This window comes from Streptomyces sp. BRA346 (assembly GCF_052851135.1).
In genome coordinates this window covers 1-19386 of record NZ_JAIWIH010000025.1, presented here as the reverse complement: position 1 = coordinate 19386, position 19386 = coordinate 1, and the positions used below count along the sequence as shown (strand labels likewise).

The following is a 19386-nucleotide window of genomic DNA, read 5'->3' as shown; positions in this document are numbered from 1 at the left end:
GGCTGTCAGTCCTTGGGACGGTACGTCATCGGCTCGACCGGGACCTTGATCGTGACGGGTTCGGAGGTGGCGAAGTGCAGGGTGAATTCGACCTTCTCACCGACCTTCGGACGGTGGACCAGTTTTGTCAGCATCAGATGATCGCCGCCGCTGGTCAGCTTCAGTTCTCCGTCCGCGGGCACGTCGAGCGAGCCGACCTGCTTCATCTGGGTGCCCTTGGTGGTGTGCATCGTGACGTCGCGGGCGAGCGGGGTGGTGACGGACGTCAGCTTGTCCGCGCCGCCCCCCTTGTTGGTCACGGTCAGGAAGCCCGCCGCCATGTCGGCCATCGCGGGCCGCGGGATGTAGGCGCCGCCGACGGACAGTTCGGGGCGGTCCCCGCCGTCGTCGCCGCCGCAGGCCGCGAGCGTGCCGGTCAGTCCGAGGGCGAGGGCGGCCGCGGCGGCGGCCCGGCGCCGGGCGGTCACGGGTTCTCCCCCTTGATGATCTTCGGGAGGTCCTTGGCGTACTGCTGGGGCGAGGTCGACGTGGTGTAGATCCAGTGCCCCTTGTCGTCCTTGGGCGAGAAGCCCAGCACCTGGGCGCCGTGGTTGACGAGGACGCTGCCGTCCTTCTCCTTCTTCGGCTTCTCGATGAAGATGCCGAGCGGCTTGGCCCCGGCCTGGATGGTGTCGAAGTCGCCGGTCAGCCCGACGAAGTCCTTGCCGCCCTGGGCGTCCAGCCACTTCCGCATCCGCTGCGGGGTGTCGCGCTCCGGGTCGGTGGTGACCATCACGACCCGCAGCTTCTCCCGCTCGGCCTTGGACAGCTTGGACACGGCGATGCCGAGGTTGCTCATGGTCAGCGGACAGACGTCCGGGCAGTGGGTGTAGCCGAAGAAGAGCAGGGTCGGGTGGCCCTTGGTCTCCTTGAGCAGGTCGTACTTCTTGCCCTCGGTGTCGGTGAGGACCAGGTCGGGCTTGGTCTTGGCGTCGTTGTTCAGGACGATCGCCTGTCCCGTCTTCCGGCCGCCCGAGACGCTGGCGGCGCTGTCCCCCTTGTCACCGCCGTCGCCGGAGCCGCCGCAGGCGGTGAGGGTGAGCGCGGCGGCGACGACGAGGGCGGAGCCCAGGATCTTGGTGCGCATGGAGCTGTTCTCCAAAGAGATCGTCGGATCGGTGGTGCGTGACGGCGGCGGGCCCGCGGCCCGCCGCCGTCACGCGGGGTACCGGCTGGTCAGGCTGGTCGAGCTCTGGTCAGGCGGAGCGGCGGCGGCCCGCGAGGACACCGAAGGTGACCCCGGCGGCGCCGATGACGATGCCCGCGATGCCCAGCACCCGTGCGGTGGTGTCGGTGCCGTCGTCGTCCGACTCCGACGCGGTCTTCGCCGTGTCGCCGGACGCCGTGGCCTTCGTCCCCCCGGCGTCGCCCGCGCTCGCGGAGCCGTGCCCGTGCGAGCCCTCGGCCGCGTCGGTGAGCTTGAGGACCGGCGCCGGGTTCTCCGGCTCCGGCGCGCCCTCCTCGGGCTCCTCGATCCAACGGACGACCTGCTTGTCGTCGTACGTCTGGAGGGCCTTGAAGGCGAGCTGGTCGGCGTCCTTCGGCAGCGGGCCGACCGAGACCGGGAACTGCTGGAACATGCCCGGTTCGATCTTTCCGCCGGTCCAGGTGATCTTGGTGACCGCCTCGGTCACCTTGCCGTCGTCCGTCTCGAGGGGCTTCGGCAGCTTGGACTTGGTGACCTTCACGTCCCAGCCGGGCACCGGCTGGGGCATGACGGAGGCGAGCGGATGGTCGGTGGGCAGGTTGACCTCGAGCTTGACGGTCGAGGAGTCGTCCCGCTCGTTGGGCACCTTGAAGTCGACGGTGCTGTAGCCGCCCTTCTCGGCCTGCTCCGGCTGCACGGTGACGTGCGCGAAGGCGGGGCCCGCGGCGAGCAGCACCAGGGCGCCCGCGGTGAGACCTCCGAGAACCGGCAGACGGCGACGACGCATGGCGTTCATGTCAAAAGCTCCAGATGAGGAGTGATCGGTGGGGTGGCGCGCGTGCGGCTCCGGCGCGGCCACCCTCCGGTCCCGCTGGAGGAGTGTCGCGTCAGGCCGCGAGGTCGTACGCCGGCGGTCCCCGCCTGATCACGCTGTGCTGGAGGACGACGGCCGCCGTCCCGCCCTCGTCCGCCCCGTCGTTACGCGGGCGGGGCGGCGCGGTGCCGGACGCGGCGTCCATGAGCCCGGTGAGCAGCGTCCGTACGAGGCCCAGCGCGGCGCGCAGCGACCGTACGAGCGCCGCTTCCGCGACCCCGCGCGCCCCGTCCAGCGACAGCCGTACCGCCCGCCACACGGCCCGCTCGCCGCGCCGCAGCAGCCAGCCGACGGCGAGCGCGGCCAGCAGATGGCCCAGGGTCATGGGCAGCGACGGCAGCAGGGCCGTCAGGCCCAGGTGGTGCGCGGGCTGAGGAGTCGCGGTGGACGGCGCGGAGTGCACGGCCGACGGATCGATGCCCGACCGGGCGACGATCCGGTGCGCCGTGGCCGCGTCGAGGCGGCCGGGGAGCGTCGTGCACAGCAGCTTCGCCGCCATGCCGATGACGCGGCCGTCGGCGGCGTGCGCACGGTGGGCGGCCTCCGCGGCGGCGGCCGCCTGCTGCCCGTAGCCGAAGAGGGAATGCAGCGCGAGCTGCCCCAGGGCCAGCACCGACGCGATCCCGGGCAGCGACCGCTCCCGCCCGGCCAGCGGCAGCACCATCGCGAACATCGCCGCGGCGCCCACGCCGAGCGTCCACAGCGGCACGGTGGCACAGGACGCCAGCACATGCCCCGCCGCGGACAGCACGACACAGGCCGCGGTGAACACCGCGGCCCGCAACATGCGCAGATCGGCACCCGCACGGGCGACAGGGGAAGCCATGGCCGCGCCATCATCCCACTGGGTAAACGCGTTCCCCACGGCGGGTAGGGCGTACCGGCGCACACCGGGACAGGCCTATACACCGGTGCGCCTACCGCGCGCGTCCGCCGAATGAGCGGAGTCACGTCAATCGGACGCTTACGGACCATGGACCCAGGCAATACGTAACGGTATGTCGAGCCGCGGCCGGGAGGCTGGAGCATGAGCATCTGGTGGTCACTCCATTTGCCCCGCGAGGCGGCGAGCGTTCCGCTCGCACGACGACTGCTCCTCGGCACCATGGAGACGGCCGGAGTCGATCCGGAGATCTCCTACGACCTGTCGGTCGCCCTTTCCGAGGCATGCGCGAACGCGGTGGAGCACGGCGGCAGCGACGGTACGGGCGGGGACTACCGCGTCACGGCCTTCATCGACGGCGACACCTGCCGCATCGAGGTCACCGACTCGGGTCCCGGCTTCGCCCACCGGGGCACCGTCCGCCGTGAGTCGCGCACCCGGAGCGAGCGGCGTCCGGCATCGGCGCCGAGGCCGCAGCACCCGCAGAGCCCGGCTCCCGCGCACGCGGAGCACGGGCGGGGGCTCTTTCTCATCGAGGCCCTCACCGACCACGTCCGCTACCGCGACCGACCGGGCCGCGGCGGGGTGGTGGTGAGTTTCGACAAGATCCTCAAGTGGCGCGAGGACTCGCTGCTCAGAGCGTCGTGAGCGGGGAACACCGCCTCTAGGATCAGTCGGGTGAACGCTCTCCGACCCCAAGACCCTGTCCACATAGGCCCGTACGCCCTGCTGGAGAGGCTGGGAGCGGGCGGCATGGGGCAGGTGTACCTCGGCCGTTCGCCGGGTGGCCGCCTGGTGGCGATCAAGGTGATCCGGGAAGAGATCGTCGACCATCCCGGTGCGCTCGCCCGGTTCCGGCGCGAGGTCGAGACGGTGCGGGCGGTGCGCAGCGCCTACACCGCGAGCCTGATCGACGCGTCCCTGGATGCGGCCCCCTACTGGCTGGCGACCGAGTATGTCTCGGGCCCCACCCTGAGCAAGGCGGCCGACGCGCGCGGCCCGTTGCCCGCGGAAACCTGCCGCGGCGTGTTCGCCGCCCTGGCGGAGGGGCTCGCGGCGGTCCACGCGTACGGCGTCACCCACCGGGACCTCAAGCCGCAGAACGTGATCCTCTCGGCCCAGGGCCCCCAGCTCATCGACTTCGGCATCGCGCGCGGGGCCGGGCAGACCGTCCTCACCGAGATGGGGTACGCGTCGGGAACGCCCGGTTTCACCGCCCCCGAAGTGCTGCTGCGCAACGAGGCGGGCCCCGCGGCGGATGTCTTCGCCCTCGGCGCCACCATGGCGTTCGCCGCCACCGGACGGCCTCCCTTCGGCCACGGCGAGGCGGCCGGTGTCAGCTATCGCGCGGTGCACGAGGACATCGACGTGGCCGGTATGGACCCGCACCTCGCGGAGCTGATCCGGGCGTGCGTGGCCAAGGACCCCGGCGCGCGGCCGGGGCTCCAGGAGATCGTCGCGCGCTGCTCCGTGCGGTCGGCCCTGGCGGAGGACCCCACGTACGCCGCCCTCGTGGCCCTCGCCGAACCGGCACCGCGGGCGCCGTCGGTCTCCGGGGTGCCGGACGGCAGGCCGTCAACGACCCCCGGCTTCGGCCCGGCCGAGGCCTTCACGCAGACCAGCCTGCCTCCTGCGCCACCGCCCCCGGGGCCGTACGCCTACACCCCGACCCAGCTGTCCGCGCCCGGCGCCCCGGCGAAGCGGCGCACCTGGCTGCTGGGTACGTCGGTCGGGCTCGGCGCCGCCGCGCTGGCCGTCGTCGCGGTGCTCCTCGTCCAGGGGCTGGGCGATGGCGACCGGGGCACGGAGGCGAAGGACGACGGGAAGAAGACGCCGACGGCTTCGAAGGCGCCGAAGAAGAAGGCGCCGACCTATATCGACAGCGATGTGGACATCTCGCGCGATTTCTGGACTCCCGATCCCGATAAATGGGCCGGAGGGGAATGCAACCTGCCGTCCGAGGAGCGGCAGGAGGGGGACATCGTGCACTCCGTCGAGCCTGATCCGAAGACCGGCAAGGTGCACATCGCATTCCGCGACAAGTACGCGCTGAAGAAGACGTCCCGGAAGTATTACCTGTCCGTCGCGGTCAAGCCCCCGCACGAGATCGACTCGGCTACGGGCAAGCCCTACGACTTCGGTGGGGGACCCGCCCAGCAGAACCTCGACCTGGGCTACACCAGCAAACCCTTCGATCTGTACAGCCTGGCCGGTACGTCCGACGAGGCCCGTCTGACCTACCCGGACGACTTCGCGGGGTGGTTCCAGGGGAAGAAGAAGCACGAAGCCATCCCCCTGAGCAACGATCCGGGCGACTGGACGGTGCAGTTCCTGCACGTGGAGAAGCCGAGGGAATACGCGAGCGTCATCTGTACGGGTTTCACCTGGAAATAAGGGAATCACCGGGCGGCAGTGCCCGGCACAGCGCTTCCAATGCCCCCGCGAATGCGTGATCGGGCGGTGCCGCATATCCCACCACCAGGCCGTCAGGGGCCGGGCCCATGGCATCGGGGTGGCGGTAATCCGCCAGCCCGTCGAGGGCGAGCCCCTGTGCGGCGGCGGCCCGTACGGCGGACCGCTCGGTGCCGGGCGGCAGCGCGAGGACCGCGTGCAGCCCGGCGGCGATGCCGGAGGCCCGGATGTGCGGGGCGCGCTCGGCGAGGGCGGCCACCAGCTGGTCGCGGCGGCACCGGTAGCGCTGACGCATCCGGCGCACATGGCGGTCGCTCAGGGCGGTGCGGCGGCCGCCCGCCGCGGCCAGCTCCAGATGCAGATCACTGCCCAGGGCCTCCGCCGAATCGACCCATGATTCCGCCATGGGCACGCACCCTATCGGCGGTCAACGACAGGCGGTCAGCGACAGGCGATCAACGACAGGCGATCAATACCGGTGGGGGGAGCGGCGTCCGCCGCTCCCCCCACCGGTATTCCTCCCGCCTCAGCTCCGCTGGGCGATGATCCGGGCCATCCACGCCTCGACGTCATCGGCGGTCCGCGGCAGCCCCGCCGACAGATTGCGGTTGCCGTCCTCCGTCACCAGGATGTCGTCCTCGATCCGGACGCCGATGCCCCGGTACTCCTCGGGCACGGTCAGGTCGTCCGGCTGGAAGTAGAGGCCGGGCTCGACGGTGAGGCACATGCCGGGCTCCAGCGTGCCCTCCACGTACGTCTCGGTGCGGGCCACGGCGCAGTCGTGCACGTCCAGGCCGAGCATGTGGCCGGTGCCGTGCAGCGTCCAGCGGCGCTGGAGCCCCAGCTCCAGGACGCGCTCGACGGGGCCCTCGACCAGGCCCCATTCGACGAGCTTGGTGGCCAGGACGCGCTGGGCGGCGTCGTGGAAGTCGCGGTACTTCGCGCCCGGCTTGACCGCCGCGATGCCCGCCTCCTGCGCCTCGTACACCGCGTCGTAGATCTTCCGCTGGAGCGGGCCGTAGCTGCCATTGACCGGCAGGGTGCGGGTGACGTCCGCCGTGTAGAGGGTGGTGGTCTCGACCCCGGCGTCGAGGAGGAGCAGGTCGCCGGAGCGGACCGGGCCGTCGTTGCGCACCCAGTGGAGGGTGGTGGCGTGCGGACCGGCGGCGCAGATCGAGCCGTAGCCGACGTCGTTCCCCTCGACGCGGGCGCGCAGGAAGAACGTGCCCTCGATGTAGCGCTCGGAGGTCGCCTCCGCCTTGTCGAGGACCTTCACGACGTCCTCGAAGCCCCGCACGGTCGAGTCGACGGCCGCCTGGAGCTGGGCGATCTCGAAGTCGTCCTTGACCAGGCGCTGCTCGCTGAGGAAGACCCGCAGCTCCTCGTCGCGCTCGGCGGTGACCTTGTCGGTCAGCGCCGCCTCGATCCCCGCGTCATGGCCGCGCACGACACGCACCGGTCCGGTCGCGGCGCGGAGCTGGTCGGGCAGCTCGCGCACGTCCTTGGCGGGCAGGCCCAGGAGCCGCTCGGCCTCGCCGAGGCTGTGCCGCCGCCCGACCCACAGCTCGCCCTGGCCGTCCAGCCAGAACTCGCCGTTCTCCCGGTTGGAGCGCGGCAGGAGGTACACCGTCGCCTTGTGGCCGCCGCCCGCGTCCGGCTCCAGCACCAGGACGCCGTTCTCCGTCTGGTCGCCGGTGAGGTACGCGTACTCGGTCGCGGCGCGGAAGCTGTACTCCGTGTCGTTGGAACGGGTGCGGAGGTTGCCCGCGGGGATGACCAGGCGCTCGCCGGGGAAGCGCGCGGAGAGCGCGGCGCGCCGGCGGGCGGTGTTCGGGGCCTGTTCGATGGGGCTCAGATCGTGCAGCTCGGTGTCCGCCCAGCCGGACTTCATGTTCTCGGCAAGCTCATCGGACAAGCCCGGGTAGAGGCCGTTCTTCCGCTGCTTGATGGGCTGCTCCTCGGCCTCCGGGGTCTCCAGGGCGTCAGGAGTGGGCTCCTCGGTCACGTCATCCTCCTCGAACTGGACCTCTCCCATGGTAGATCCGGGGGTACGGGCCCCGGGAGACGTTATGGGCAGCCCTGATCAGCCGCCCGATCAGTCGCCGATCGGGCGCTCGCTCGGGCGCCGCTCAGTCGAAGTGGGCGACGAGCAGGACGATGTCCTCCCCGCCGTCCTCCCCGTCCGTCCCCGCGTGGGGCCCGGTGCCTGCGTCATGGGTCTCGACGGCCTCGCCGTCGCCGGGGAACATCGCCAGCAGCACATGGTCCGCGAAGGCGTCCGGATCGGCGCGCACCGCCCTGGGAGCGCCCGCCGCGGCCGCGTGCAGCCGGGCGAAGGCCCGGTCCATCGGCTCACCGGTGCGGTGGAGCAGCCCGTCGCTGTAGAACAAAAGCGTTTCTCCGCAGGCGGGCTCGATCTCCACGCTCGGCGCCTCCCAGCAGGAGAGCATGCCCAGCGGCGCGGACAGCGTGGTCTCCACGAACTCCGTGCGCCGCTCCCCGGTGATCAGCGGCGGGCAGTGCCCCGCCCCGGCCAGCAGCACCCGGCGCACCCCGGGCTCGCAGTAGGCGAACAGGGCGGTCGCGGAGCGGGCGGGCTCGGTGAGCCGCAGCAGCAGCTCCAGATCGGAGAGCACGGCGACCGGATCCTCGCCCTCCATCACGGCGTACGCGCGGAGCGAGGCCCGCAGCCGCCCCATCGCGACGATGGTGCTGGGCCCGGAACCGGTGACCGCGCCGACCGAGAGGCCGAGGGCGCCGTCCGGCAGCGGCAGCGCGTCGTACCAGTCCCCGCCGCCCCGCGGGCCGGGGCGGTGGCGGACGGCCAGGCGCACCCCGGGAAGCCGCGGCAGCCGGGTGGGCAGCAGCTCCTCCCGAACGGTCGCCACGGTGGCGCGGGCGCGGGCCAGCTCGATCAGCCGGGTGATGTGGGCGGCGGCGTAACGGCAGTACAGGGCCACCAGATGGCGCTGGTGCTCCTCGGGCTCGGCCGGTTCGTCGTAGAGCCACGCGACCGCGCCGAGGCGCCCCGCTGGCACGCCCGCCATGCCGGGCGCGGCGGCCGGGGCGGGGGCCTGCGCGGCGCCCTGGCCCGCGCCCGGCGCCGTACGGTCGCCCGCGCCCGGGGACGCGTCCTCGGCGGCGGGGGCGGGCACGGTGGTGAGCCCGGGGGCCGGGCCGGAGCCGGGGAACGGGTCCAGCGGGACCGCGTAGCTGGCGGCGAAGCCGAGGCGGGCGGCGACCTCGCGGTGGCGCGGGTGGAGACCGGTCTCGCCCGCGATGTCGGGGTGGGTGACGTCGGCGCGCCGCTTGCCGCCCGGCTCGGGCAGACCGTCGAGGAGATGGCCGCCGGGCGCGGAGCTGCCCGGGATCGTCTCGATCTGACCGAGGTCGGCGCGGCCGAGGCCGAGGCCCACGGTGGTCACCGGGCCCTGCCCGTCCGCCGGTTCGAGCGCGACCAGCCCGCGCTGCGCGCCCACGAGCGCGGCGCCCGCGCGCAGCAGCTCCCTCAGCGCCTTGTCGAGGGTGCTGGTGTGGACCAGCCGCTCGGTGAGTTCGTGCAGCGTGGTGAGATCCGAGACCCACCCGGCGAGCCGGTCCTGGACCCCGGGGTCGGGCGCGGCGAGGGGCTGACCGATGGGATCGGCAGTTTGCGTGGGTGCGGGGAGGGAAGAATCGATTCCAGCCACTTTCGGCGGATGGGGCGAGTTCATGGACCGCTGCCTTCACCCGTCGCGCCCAGCTTGCTCAATAGCATCGCAAACCCCCTGTCATGCTGCGCCGCTACTGTGCCGCTACTGTCTCCAGATGTACACGCACGGGAGAGGCGATGTCCAGCATTGTCCCGGTGGTCTTGTTAGTGTCTGTGGGGAATTGAACTTGGCTGAAAAAAAGTCGTTACGCTGTCAATTTGAGGTCGACTGACGTCATTCGACAGCGCGTCGTCTCCATCGCGGCGGGTACACATTCGGAGAGGGCCTGGGGCAGATCGGACCGCCCCGGAACCCCGTGGCCGGTCCAGGCGTCATAGACCACAACGGCCGCGCCCCTCCCCGAGTGGCGAGGAAAACGCACCACCCAGGTCGGTAAGCGCCATGCGCGCGCCACCCCTCGCCACGTTCCACGCTCGGCCCGCGGCGTGATGCGCTGCCTTGTACGCGCAGTGACTTGTGATCCACGTGCTGTGAGTGGCCGAACGACGCCCGGCAGCGCCACGTAGTGCCATGTGTAGTGCCATGTAGTGCGAACGGATACAGCCCTCGGCGTTAACGGAAAGGAACGAGCGCTCATGCGCGAGATCCTCGGAAGGCGACGCAAGTTCTCGCTGCGGCGCGGCGCACGCTCGCCGCAGCTCCGCGCGGCGCTCACCTGCGCCACCGAGTGGCAGTGGCCCGTCCTGCCGGGCATCGGCCTCCGGCCCGGCGGCGGACGCATGCGGGTGTGCGGCTGTCCCGACCCGGACTGTGCGGTGCCGGGCGGCCACCCCTTCGACCCCGTTCTCCTCGCGGCCACCACCGATCCGCGCATGGTGCGCTGGTGGTGGACCAACCGCCCCGGTGCGCCGCTCCTGCTCGCCACCGGCGGCACGGCCCCGTGCGCGCTCAGCCTGCCCGCGGTCGCCGGGGCCAGGGCGCTGGCCGCCTTCGACCGGGCGGGCGTCCGGCTCGGCCCGGTGGTCGCCACGCCCACCCGCTGGTCGCTGCTGGTGGCCCCGTACTCCCTCGAAGAGCTGGGGGAGCTCCTCAACCGCCAGGACTGGGTGCCCAGCTCGCTGCGGTTCCACGGCGAGGGCGGCTATCTGGTGCTGCCGCCGTCGCAGACCGGGCTGGGCCGGGTGCGCTGGGAGCGCGCGCCACAGCGCCGCCGCGGGCGGCCCTGGCTGCCGGAGGTGGCCACCGTGGTGGACGCGCTCGTCGAGGCGAGCAGCAGCGCGCCCGACGGGGGCAGCCGGCTCGCGTACTGACCGGGACGTCCCTCGCACCATCCGATGCATCTGCACACGCGGCGCGGCCCACGGCCTCGCCGCGTGTCCTGCGTTCGGGTGATCTTCAGGTGGCCGGTGCCGACCCGGGGTCCTGCCCACGGCGTCCGCGGCGGGGGCAACTCCCGCGCCGCCGCGGCCCGTTGATCCGTCCCGGACTCGTGCGTTCCGGTTCCGGACATGAAAGCGCCCGGTCGCTGGCGACGGGGGATGCACCAGCGACCGGGCTTTTAGAACCGTAACAAGAGATCGGCCCTAAGCAAATTCGATCGCGGATTTCCGGACGCGTACTTCCAGGGCGTAACCGCGAGTTGTGAGCAGTGTCACGCCTCCCGGCTCGCTCGGTCGACCCGTCGGGGTGCTCAGCTGAGCGTCACCTGACGGTTGGTGAGACCGCCCCGGGCGCGCCGCTGTTCGGCGGTCAGCGGCTCGTCCGAGGCGAGGGCCTCGCCCAGCCGCTCCGCCAGCGCCGCGGCCGGCTTCTCGGTCTCCTCCGCGCCCATGCCGCGGGGCAGGTCCCACACCGGCACGGTGAGCCCGTGGGCCCGGAAAGAGCCCACCAGACGGGTGCCTTCGCCCAGTGAGGACACCCCCGCGGCATGCAGCCGCGCGAGCGCGTCGAGCAGCTTCTCCTCGGGGTGGGGCATCACCCAGCGCAGGTGGTTCTTCTCCGGCGTCTCGCACCAGTAGGCCGCCTCCACACCGGTGAGCCGGGTGGTCGGGATCGCGGCCGCGTTGGCCCGTTCCAGGGACGCGGCGACCTCTCCGGTCGCGTTCGCGGCATCCTCCAGCCAGAACTCGAACCCCTCGTGCAGGGTCGGCGTGAAAGCGCCCTTCGGGTCGAGCAGATCCTGGAGGCGCGGACCGTCGCCGGGGGCCCGCTGGGCCGCCACCGGCGTGCCGGGCTCGGCGGTCAGCGCGCGCCGCAGCGTGTCGGCCAGGTCGCGACTGAGGTCGCCGGAGGCCGTGTCGTTCTGGAGGCCGAGCAGCACGGCGCCGCTGTCCCGGCGCAGCGCGGGCCAGGCCATCGGCAGCACGGTCGCCAGGGTGACGGACGGCACACCCTCGGGCAGCCCCTCGGCGAGGGTCAGCCGGACGGTCGCGGCGGGCACCAGCTCGCGCAGCGCCACCCAGTCGCATTCGCTGGGGAGGCCCTCGAAGGGCCGCTGCACCAGCTCGGTGACCGCGTGGGCGGCCTCCCGGCCGTGGCAGGCCTTGTAGCGGCGGCCCGAACCGCACGGGCAGGGCTCCCGCGCACCGACCACGGGGATGTCGCCCGAGGCGCCCCGTGGTCCTGCGGCCTTCGTCTGGGGGCGGCGCTTCTTGGCCATGGTGTGGCTGTCTCCCGATCGTGGCGGCTCAGGGCTTGTCCGTACGGCTCGGATGCGGCTCGAATGGTTGCTCGTATCGCTACGGGCTCGTATCGGCGCGTACGTCGTCGTACGGCTACGCGTACGGGCGGGAGCCTAGCCCTTCGACCGAACCTGGTCGGCCAGATGCGCCGCGTCGGTCACGCCAGCTCGTCCAGATCGGCGAAGCCCAGCTCGCGGTCGAAATCGGGATCGATGTTCGTGTCGATATTCGCCACGAGACCCGCGCCGGCGCCCGCGCCGCCGTTCGCGCCGTTCTTCGCGCCGCCGTTCGTGCTGCCGTTCGCGCCGCCGTGTGTGCTGTTCGTACGGAGGCCGGGCTCCAGCTCCGCGCGCAGCTCCGCGCCGAGGCCGGTCGGCAGCATGACCCGGCCGGAGAAGCCGGTGTCGGCCGGGAGGAGGGCCCAGACGGTGACCTCGCCCGTGCCGTCCCGCACGCCCCAGTCGTCGGCCAGCGACCTGATGATGTTCAGCCCGCGGCCGCCGCGGGCCGTCACGGAAGGTTTGGCCGGAAGTGGCCTTGTGGGGCCACCGCCATCGGTGACTTCGACCGTCACCCGATCGTCCTCATCGACGCTCCAGGCCGCGAGAACCGTCCCGCCGCCAGGGCCGGAGCGGCATGGGCTGCCATGCCGCCACGCATTGCTGAGTAGTTCCGAAAGGATCAACACTGCGTCGTCTATGACCGAATCCGATACCCCAGTCCTGCCCAAATCGCCGCGCATCCACTGTCTTGCCGCGCGGACGCCCGCAGGACCATGGGGTACGGCCATGGTCGACGACGTCGGCACCTTCTGTGCCACCACCAACGCCACCCCCGAGACCTCCTTAGCCCCACGCCAGGGGATGGATGCCCCGATGGGCTGGAGCGGAAACCGGCCAAGTGGCATCGTGTGACGCACTCGTCACGATCGAATACGTAATGAACGCGCCGGTGCACGCCTTGTAATGCCCACTATGAGCGCCCGAGTTGGGACAGTACCTGTTTGGGGCGATTCGTGATCAGTGCGTCGACGCCCAAACGTACGCACAGCTCGACATCGTCCGGTTCGTCGACGGTCCACACGTGCACTCGGTGCCCCGCGCGCTGGAGCCGCGCCACATACGTCGGGTGGTTGCGCACGATCCGGATGCTGGGCCCCGCGATCCGCACCCCCGGCGGGAGCTGCCCGTCCCGGTGGCGCGGCAGGACGAACTGCATCAGATAGACGGTGGGGATGGCGGGCGCCGCGATCCGCACCCGGTGCAGCGAGCGTGCCGAGAAACTCATCACGCGCACCGGCGGCGGCTCGCCGGGCGGCGGCGCGTCGAGCCCGTACCGGCGCAGCAGCTGGATCAGCCGGTCCTCGACCTGACCCGCCCAGCGGGTGGGGTGCTTGGTCTCGATAGCCAGTTCGACATGGCGCCCGGCGTCGGCGATCAGCCCCAGCAGCCGTTCGAGGGTGAGGACGGACGTACTGTCGCGGCTCTTCCGATCCGGCGCCTCCTTGTCGGTGGCCTGCCCCTTCCAGGAGCCGAAGTCGAGGGCTGCGAGATCGGCCAGCTCCAGCCCGGAGACCGCGCCGCGGCCGTTGGACGTGCGGTCGATGCGCCGGTCGTGGACGCAGACGAGGTGACCGTCGGCGGTCAGCCGGACATCGCATTCGAGGGCGTCGGCGCCGTCCTCGATCGCCCTGCGGTACGCCGCCAGGGTGTGCTCCGGCGCGTCCTCGGAGGCCCCGCGGTGGGCGACGACGGACACGGTGTGCGGACCCGGGCGGATGTCCCGGTCAGAACGCGCATAGGTCACCGCGTTATGGTGCCACCGCCCGGTGTCCATCGGTGGAAGGTTCCGCTTCCGGCCGTTGCCCGGAATGGCGGTAGGGCGAATTGTCCGGGATAAAGGGTGGTAGTCCACACGGCCGCCGCTCCTTACGGCGGTCTGACGCGCCGTGGGAAATGCTGACAACGGTAATACGTACGCGTGGGCCGTCATGGAAAAACTGTCGTGCACCTGAGGAGACAGCTGTGAGCACCGAGAACGAGGGCGCTGCCGTACCGCCTGCGGCCGGGCCGCAACCGGCCCCTCCGGCGCCGCACCCGAACCCCGCGGTGCCCCCCGCACCGGACTTCGAGCCCACCGCGGGCGCGAAGCCGGACGCGCGGCCGGAGGCGCCGGACGCGCCGATAGGCCCGGCACCGGACCGGACAGCGCCGGACCAGATGACGAAGGCGGGCGACCCCGCGCCGTCCCCCACCCCTCCGGCCCAGCCCCCGGCCCCGGCCCAGCCCCCGGCGGCGTTCGCGTCGACCGGTGCGGGCGACCCCGGCGGCACCCCTGGCTACGGCGCCCCCGGCTCCGGCACCGGGCAGTGGCCCGCCGACGGCGGACAGCCGGGCGAACCGGGTGCCCCCGGCGCCGGCGGCCTGGGCGGCGGCCCGTGGGGGACCGCCCCCGTACCGCCGCCTCCCGGTACGCCGGAGCGCAAGCCGCGCGGGCTCGTGGCCGCCGTCCTGGCCGCCGTGCTCGTTGCGGGCGGCATCGGCGGCGGCGTCGGCTTCTGGGCCGCCGACCGGGAGAACGACAGCGGCGACACCACCACCGTCTCCGCCGTCGGCAACCCGAAGGCCGAAAGCCGCGCCCCCGGCTCCGTGTCCAACATCGCGGGCAAGACCCTCCCCAGCGTCGTCACCATCGAGGCGCAGGGCAACAACGGTGAGGGCGGCACCGGCACCGGCTTCGTCTACGACAAGCAGGGCCACATCCTCACCAACAACCACGTCGTCGCCTCCGCCGCCGACCAGGGCAAACTCACGGCCACCTTCTCCAACGGCAAGCGGTACACCGCCGAGGTCGTCGGCAAGGCCCAGGGCTACGACGTCGCCGTCATCAAGCTGAAGAACGCCTCCGGCGCCAAGCTCAACCCGCTGCCGCTCGGTGACTCCGACAAGGTCGTCGTCGGCGACGCCACGGTCGCCATCGGCGCCCCCTTCGGCCTCTCCGGCACCGTCACCACCGGCATCGTGAGCGCCAAGAACCGGCCGGTCGCCTCCAGCGACGGCGGCGGTGGCAGCGCCTCCTACATGAGCGCCCTCCAGACCGACGCCTCCATCAACCCCGGCAACTCCGGCGGCCCGCTGCTCAACGCCGACGGCGGCGTCATCGGCATCAACTCGGCCATCCAGTCCGCGGGCAGCGGCAGCGGCCTCGGCGAGTCCCAGCAGTCCGGCAGCATCGGCCTCGGCTTCGCCATCCCGATCAACACGGCGAAGAACGTCGCCCAGCAGCTGATCAAGACCGGCCAGCCGGTCTACCCGGTGATCGAGGCCACGGTCAGCATGAAGGACAGCAGCGCGGGCGCCACCATCGCCGCCAACGGCGCCGGCGGCAGCCCCGCCGTCGTCCCCGGCGGCCCGGCCGCCAAGGCGGGCCTCAAGTCCGGCGACGTGATCACCAAGCTGGACGACACCGTGATCGACAGCGGCCCGACCCTGATCAGCGAGATCTGGACCCACAAGCCCGGCGACAAGGTCACCCTGACCTACAAGCGCGACGGCAAGACGTCAACGGTCGACGTCACCCTGGGGCAGCGCAAGGGAGACAGCTGACACGCTAGGCTGATCCCCGCGCCACCAAAGGTGGCGCGGGGAGGCTTGCCCGAGCGGCCTAAGGGAACGGTCTTGAAAACCGTCGTGGCAGCGATGTCACCGTGGGTTCAAATCCCACAGCCTCCGCAAGTGAACGGCCCCTGACCAGGCAAGACGGTCGGGGGCCGTCGCCATGCGTGCTCCCCAACAAGCGCCGCCGTTCCCCGTGATTCCCTGACCGATCGGGCACGGAAGGGGCACGGCCGAACACCTACCGATTGATCGGAATCTCGTACACGATCTCGCAGCGAGCGGCGGGTACGACGATGTCCGCCGTCTCGACGGGCCGCCCCTGGTCGCTGTAGTACGTCCGCCGGATGTGCGTGACGAGCGCGGCCTTCTGGACTCCGAGAAGCGATGCCTCCTCGGCGGTCGCCTGCCTCGGCTCCGGCTGCTCCACGGCATGGCTGACGGTGATTCCGATAGCGGCCATGCGATTCACGACGCCCGCTCCGGCGTGTGGCCCTCCCTCGGGAAGGACGACGAGCGTGCCCGCGGTGAGGTCGTACGGCTCCCAACTCATCGACAGCTGCACGGGCCTGCTGTCGGCCAGGAACTCGTACGACGTCCGGACGCACAACTCGCCCTCGGCGATACCGAGTCGCGCCGCGATGTCCGCCGGTGCCGGAACCTTGGCATCGGTCCGGCTCTCCCAGTCGCCGTGCTTGCCGACGGCCCTCATGTCCGCGCGGAACGGCGACCCTTCAGGCTGCTCGCGCGCCGATGACCGGACAACCCGTACCCGTTGCCGGGGCTCGGCGACGTAGGTGCCCGATCCGGCTCGGCCTTCCAGCACACCCTGGGAGATCAGCAGCTCCTGCGCCCGGCGGACCACGTTCTCGCCCACCCCGCACTCCTGGCCGATCTGGGCGCGGGACGGCAGGCGGTCTCCCGGCTCCCATACGTGCTCCGCGATCCGCCGCCGGAGTTCGTCGGCGACGCGGAGATAGGGCGGCTGCTCAGGCATATGGAAAATCTAGTCCACTAGCTCTAATCTAGCTAACTAGCTTCACTGAAAGTGATCGCCAGTTGACGGAGGCTGCCCTGTGCCCGCTTCGGGAGTTAGCGCGGCGGCCATCGCCGCCCGGCTGTCCGCCGTCGGGCTCCCCACGCGCGTGGAGGAGCACGCCCGATTCACATCGGTCGAGGCAGAGGTGCCGGAATCACTCTCCACCGAGTCATGGGCGGAGGTCCTGGCGGTGGTGGCCGAGGCCGATCGGTTCGGGCTCCTCGCCACATGCCGGGACGGCCGCACTCTCCGGGCGGTCGTAAACAAACCGGTCCCCGCGACGGGCGATGTCGGGGGACCGAGCCATCAGCGATAGGAGCTGATTCAGCGTGCTCAACCGTATCCGCCGTGCCGTGTCCCTCACCAGGGCGCGGCACTTCTCCAAGGGCAGGCACCGCCGCCCCTTAACGCCCTCCCGACCGCCGGGCGCTGACGAACCGACGCTCATCCTGCCGCGCGTCTCCGACTGGGCGAGGCATCGCTACTCGCTCGCAGCCGAGGAAACCGCGCTCGTACGCCCGTACGTGCTGGCCTGGGAAAGGCGCGCGCGACAGCGCCTGACGGTTGTCGTCGCTCCCCATCTGCCGACTGAGGCCCGGTCGGCTCTCCTGGGGGCCCGCTGATGCCCTCCCGACGGCACACCCCCACCCCGGCCGCCTCGGCCGTCCCCTACCGCTCGCCCGCCTGCCGGATCGGCACGCACCAGGCTTGCGCGGAGTCCTCTCCAGCTCCGGCACCGGCCGACATGCCGTTGATCTATGAGGCGTGCGCATGCCCGTGTCACTCGGCTTCCAGCCAGGCCGGGCCAGCGGAGGCCAAGCAATGAGCGACTGGGCACCCGGCGGCGCGCCGACATCTAGTAGCGAGATCCACCGAGAGGCAGACGCAGGGATGACGGCACAGAACGAACTGAGGCTTCTCCCGTGGGCTGGACCAGAGGGCAAGCCGTGCTACCTGGACACCGACGACCGGGAGGGCTACATGTCCCGCCTGGCGGACCACATCGAGTCGGTGCAGCTCGAGATGGCGGCCGAACTGCTCGGGCAAACAGCTCAGGTACTCGACGATGAGACCGAAGACCTGGAGAAACTGAGGCTCGTCGCCGCGCAGTTGGCTGGCGCACTGCGAGACGCTCTGCGCGTGGCGACCAGCCGCGGGAGTCGTCTGCCAACGCCTGAGTAGCACCTTCAGGGAACGCCCGCTCGACTTGCCACCGCGGGTGTACACGCTTGTGGTCCCAGACCGCTGGCCTGGGACCACAAGCTTCTGCGGCACTGCCTTCTCAGCCGAGGACCCAGCCGGTTGAGACGGCACCTCCGATGGCGGCGACTGTGACCGCGCTGCCGATCGCCCATCGTGGCTTCTCGGCGTCAAGTCGACCGTGGGTGGCCAGCATCATGATCGAGTGACCGGCCATCCCTCCCGCGATTACGCCGAAGAGCAGCAGCTGAGTCATGTTGGTCCAGGTCAACTCCCATGAGCCGAGACGAATCGCGGCTGCTACGGCGGTGGTCAGAGCCGCGATACCCAGCATCGTGACACCGACCTGACCCGGGTGATCATGGACATGGGGCTTGGGTCCGTGCTCACGGGCGTGGGCGACAGTCCGCCGGGACGCCGCCCGCCAGGCAAGGAACATCAGCGTGATCTCAGCAATGAGGACGATCACGGCCAGAATTTCAGATGCCGAGGGCATAGGAGTTCTCCTTGGATTTAGCAGGCCGCGGCCAACGCAGGAATACCAAACAAAGCGGCGACAAGACGCCGTTCCTTAGAGGTGACGTTCTTGCCCTTCACGAATCGCCAGAGGATTGATACCGCCTTCTTCGCTCCATAACTCTTGATCAGCCGGTAGGCGCGCGTGACTTTGACACTGGCTCCGGCGGGGATGAAGTTGAGCAGGAAGATGCCGAGCGCGGCGCCACACTTGGCGAAGTATTTGGCCTTGCTCCACCACCCGAATGCCGCCATGGCAGATGCATCGCCTCCCCCGGCCACCTGGTTCACCGCCGCTGCCTCCGCTGTTTCGCCGAGGATCAGCAAGGCGGTGGCTCGAGCTTGTTCGTCAGCCAAGACCGGCAGGATTGACGCCTGGGCAGATGCGTCACTTGGATATATCGCCTGCGCCGTCTGCTGGGCGGTCGGCCACGCGGGCAGCGCCAGCAGTCGGCCTCTCAGAGCCGTAAGGTCGGGGAGTGCGTACTTGGCGGCGGTTTCCAAAGCGGCCGTGATCTCGTCCTCGGATAACCCGAGCCGATTGATCTCCTCAGCAGTTCCGGCTGCCAGTGCTTCTTCTTCAGCAGTGGGGGGGAGGCAATTCGTCATCCGCAGGCACAGTGACCGAGGACGGAGATGCCACATGGGCGGGACTGGCGTGAGCGGCGGTGCTCGTGAAAATCGATGCGGCAGCCACAGTAGCTACGGCAAGGGAAACGCGGCGCAGGGTTGGGCGCGATGCAGTCAACATTATGGAGCCTCTCGAAGTCGATGGATCTCATCGGCAACTGACAGAGCTACTACGTATGTTCGGACGTGCACGAGTGACTATTTCGATCTCTTAGTGGGATGTCTAGGTAACTTGAGCTACACCTGAGGATGAAAGGAGCATTGTGGCGTGATCCAGTTCATCTGGCGAAACTTCTGCCTGCGGGCGAGCGCCATGCCACGTCTTCGTGACCGCCGGGGCCAACACGTACGCGGGTGAGGTCGACAGCGGTGGGGCACGTCGTACTGCTGGACATGACGGCGCTCGTCCCGGACGACGTACGGCTACCGGGACGCGTCACACTCGTACGCGCCAAGGCCCCGCCGACACGACCGACTTGGGCGCGGGCGCGCTGTTCCTGCGCCCCGACGGCTACGTCTGCTGGGGCGGCGGACGACGCCGAGGCGTGACGCGAGGAGTTGCCGCACGCGATCGCCACGCATCTGGTCGATGGAACCGTCTAGAAGATCACTGAAAATGTTGGGGGTTTTGGCCCCGGCCCGGCAGGGTTGGGGCCAGTCTTGTAGGCATGCAGGGTGAATGGGCCGGGGAGATGGTC

Annotated in this window: 18 protein-coding genes, 1 tRNA gene and 1 pseudogene; 7 read left to right on the top strand and 13 right to left on the bottom strand. The window is 70.9% G+C overall.

What is annotated here, in order from left to right; translation table 11 throughout:
• Positions 1–5: 5 nt before the first annotated feature.
• The 4 genes from LCH29_RS27225 to LCH29_RS27210 all read right to left on the bottom strand — a co-directional run bounded on the left by LCH29_RS27225 (position 6) and on the right by LCH29_RS27210 (position 2886).
• The gene (locus tag LCH29_RS27225; protein WP_446464354.1) at positions 6–467 is read right to left on the bottom strand and encodes a copper chaperone PCu(A)C; all 462 of its coding nucleotides are present in this window, start codon (positions 465–467) and stop codon (positions 6–8) included.
• Positions 464–1126 carry an SCO family protein gene (locus LCH29_RS27220; RefSeq protein WP_446464353.1) on the bottom strand — a complete coding sequence of 221 codons (663 nt, stop codon included), beginning with the start codon at positions 1124–1126 and terminating at the stop codon, positions 464–466. The genes LCH29_RS27225 and LCH29_RS27220 overlap by 4 nt, the downstream gene beginning before the upstream one ends.
• A 109-nt stretch (positions 1127–1235) precedes the next feature.
• Positions 1236–1982: a YcnI family copper-binding membrane protein gene (locus LCH29_RS27215; RefSeq protein ID WP_446464352.1), complete on the bottom strand. Its 747-nt coding sequence runs from the start codon at positions 1980–1982 to the stop codon at positions 1236–1238.
• 91 nt (positions 1983–2073) lie between these two features.
• Complete coding sequence (locus LCH29_RS27210; protein ID WP_446464351.1) at positions 2074–2886, bottom strand: hypothetical protein; 813 nt, start codon at positions 2884–2886, stop codon at positions 2074–2076.
• 201 nt (positions 2887–3087) lie between these two features.
• Here LCH29_RS27210 and LCH29_RS27205 point away from each other — a divergent pair, with 201 nt between their 5' ends.
• Positions 3088–3591: an ATP-binding protein gene (locus LCH29_RS27205; protein ID WP_123105525.1), complete on the top strand. Its 504-nt coding sequence runs from the start codon at positions 3088–3090 to the stop codon at positions 3589–3591.
• A 30-nt stretch (positions 3592–3621) separates the two neighbouring features.
• A complete protein-coding gene (locus tag LCH29_RS27200; protein ID WP_446464350.1) occupies positions 3622–5337 on the top strand; it encodes a serine/threonine-protein kinase in 1716 nt (571 codons plus the stop codon).
• Here the strand turns inward: LCH29_RS27200 and LCH29_RS27195 are convergent.
• The 3 genes and pseudogenes from LCH29_RS27195 to LCH29_RS27185 all read right to left on the bottom strand — a co-directional run.
• Positions 5324–5671: pseudogene (locus LCH29_RS27195) on the bottom strand (PLP-dependent aminotransferase family protein); the annotation flags it as partial. The gene LCH29_RS27200 and the pseudogene LCH29_RS27195 sit on opposite strands and share 14 nt — an antisense overlap.
• Positions 5672–5881: 210 nt before the next feature.
• The gene (locus LCH29_RS27190) at positions 5882–7390 is read right to left on the bottom strand and encodes an aminopeptidase P family protein (RefSeq protein ID WP_446464349.1); all 1509 of its coding nucleotides are present in this window, start codon (positions 7388–7390) and stop codon (positions 5882–5884) included.
• A gap of 94 nt (positions 7391–7484) precedes the next feature.
• A complete protein-coding gene (locus LCH29_RS27185) occupies positions 7485–9068 on the bottom strand; it encodes a SpoIIE family protein phosphatase (protein WP_446464348.1) in 1584 nt (527 codons plus the stop codon).
• A gap of 575 nt (positions 9069–9643) precedes the next feature.
• Here LCH29_RS27185 and LCH29_RS27180 point away from each other — a divergent pair.
• Positions 9644–10318, top strand: coding sequence for a bifunctional DNA primase/polymerase (locus LCH29_RS27180; RefSeq protein ID WP_123106177.1), 675 nt, complete (start codon positions 9644–9646; stop codon positions 10316–10318).
• Between the two features lie 380 nt (positions 10319–10698).
• Here the strand turns inward: LCH29_RS27180 and LCH29_RS27175 are convergent, their stop codons facing one another.
• The 3 genes from LCH29_RS27175 to LCH29_RS27165 form a co-directional block, all read right to left on the bottom strand.
• The gene (locus tag LCH29_RS27175; protein WP_446464347.1) at positions 10699–11667 is read right to left on the bottom strand and encodes a DUF5926 family protein; all 969 of its coding nucleotides are present in this window, start codon (positions 11665–11667) and stop codon (positions 10699–10701) included.
• A gap of 179 nt (positions 11668–11846) precedes the next feature.
• Positions 11847–12521, bottom strand: coding sequence for an ATP-binding protein (locus LCH29_RS27170; RefSeq protein ID WP_446464346.1), 675 nt, complete (start codon positions 12519–12521; stop codon positions 11847–11849).
• A 140-nt stretch (positions 12522–12661) separates the two neighbouring features.
• Positions 12662–13495 carry a glycerophosphodiester phosphodiesterase gene (locus LCH29_RS27165; RefSeq protein WP_446464345.1) on the bottom strand — a complete coding sequence of 278 codons (834 nt, stop codon included), beginning with the start codon at positions 13493–13495 and terminating at the stop codon, positions 12662–12664.
• A gap of 218 nt (positions 13496–13713) precedes the next feature.
• Between LCH29_RS27165 and LCH29_RS27160 the strand changes: the two genes are divergently transcribed.
• A complete protein-coding gene (locus LCH29_RS27160) occupies positions 13714–15294 on the top strand; it encodes a S1C family serine protease (RefSeq protein WP_446464344.1) in 1581 nt (526 codons plus the stop codon).
• Positions 15295–15333: 39 nt separating this feature from the next.
• Positions 15334–15420 (top strand) — tRNA-Ser (locus tag LCH29_RS27155).
• Between the two features lie 124 nt (positions 15421–15544).
• On the opposite strand, the gene LCH29_RS27150 is transcribed toward LCH29_RS27155, so the two are convergent.
• A complete protein-coding gene (locus LCH29_RS27150; protein WP_446464343.1) occupies positions 15545–16300 on the bottom strand; it encodes a GntR family transcriptional regulator in 756 nt (251 codons plus the stop codon).
• A 79-nt stretch (positions 16301–16379) separates the two neighbouring features.
• Here LCH29_RS27150 and LCH29_RS27145 point away from each other — a divergent pair, with 79 nt between their 5' ends.
• Complete coding sequence (locus LCH29_RS27145; protein ID WP_446464342.1) at positions 16380–16658, top strand: hypothetical protein; 279 nt, start codon at positions 16380–16382, stop codon at positions 16656–16658.
• Positions 16659–17233: 575 nt separating this feature from the next.
• The gene (locus tag LCH29_RS27140) at positions 17234–17524 is read left to right on the top strand and encodes a hypothetical protein (protein ID WP_446464537.1); all 291 of its coding nucleotides are present in this window, start codon (positions 17234–17236) and stop codon (positions 17522–17524) included.
• A gap of 100 nt (positions 17525–17624) precedes the next feature.
• Here LCH29_RS27140 and LCH29_RS27135 read toward each other — a convergent pair whose 3' ends face one another.
• Positions 17625–18038: a hypothetical protein gene (locus LCH29_RS27135; protein WP_446464341.1), complete on the bottom strand. Its 414-nt coding sequence runs from the start codon at positions 18036–18038 to the stop codon at positions 17625–17627.
• 17 nt (positions 18039–18055) lie between these two features.
• Entirely contained in the window at positions 18056–18667 is a 612-nt protein-coding gene (locus tag LCH29_RS27130) for a hypothetical protein (RefSeq protein ID WP_446464340.1), read from the bottom strand.
• Positions 18668–19386: the final 719 nt, after the last annotated feature.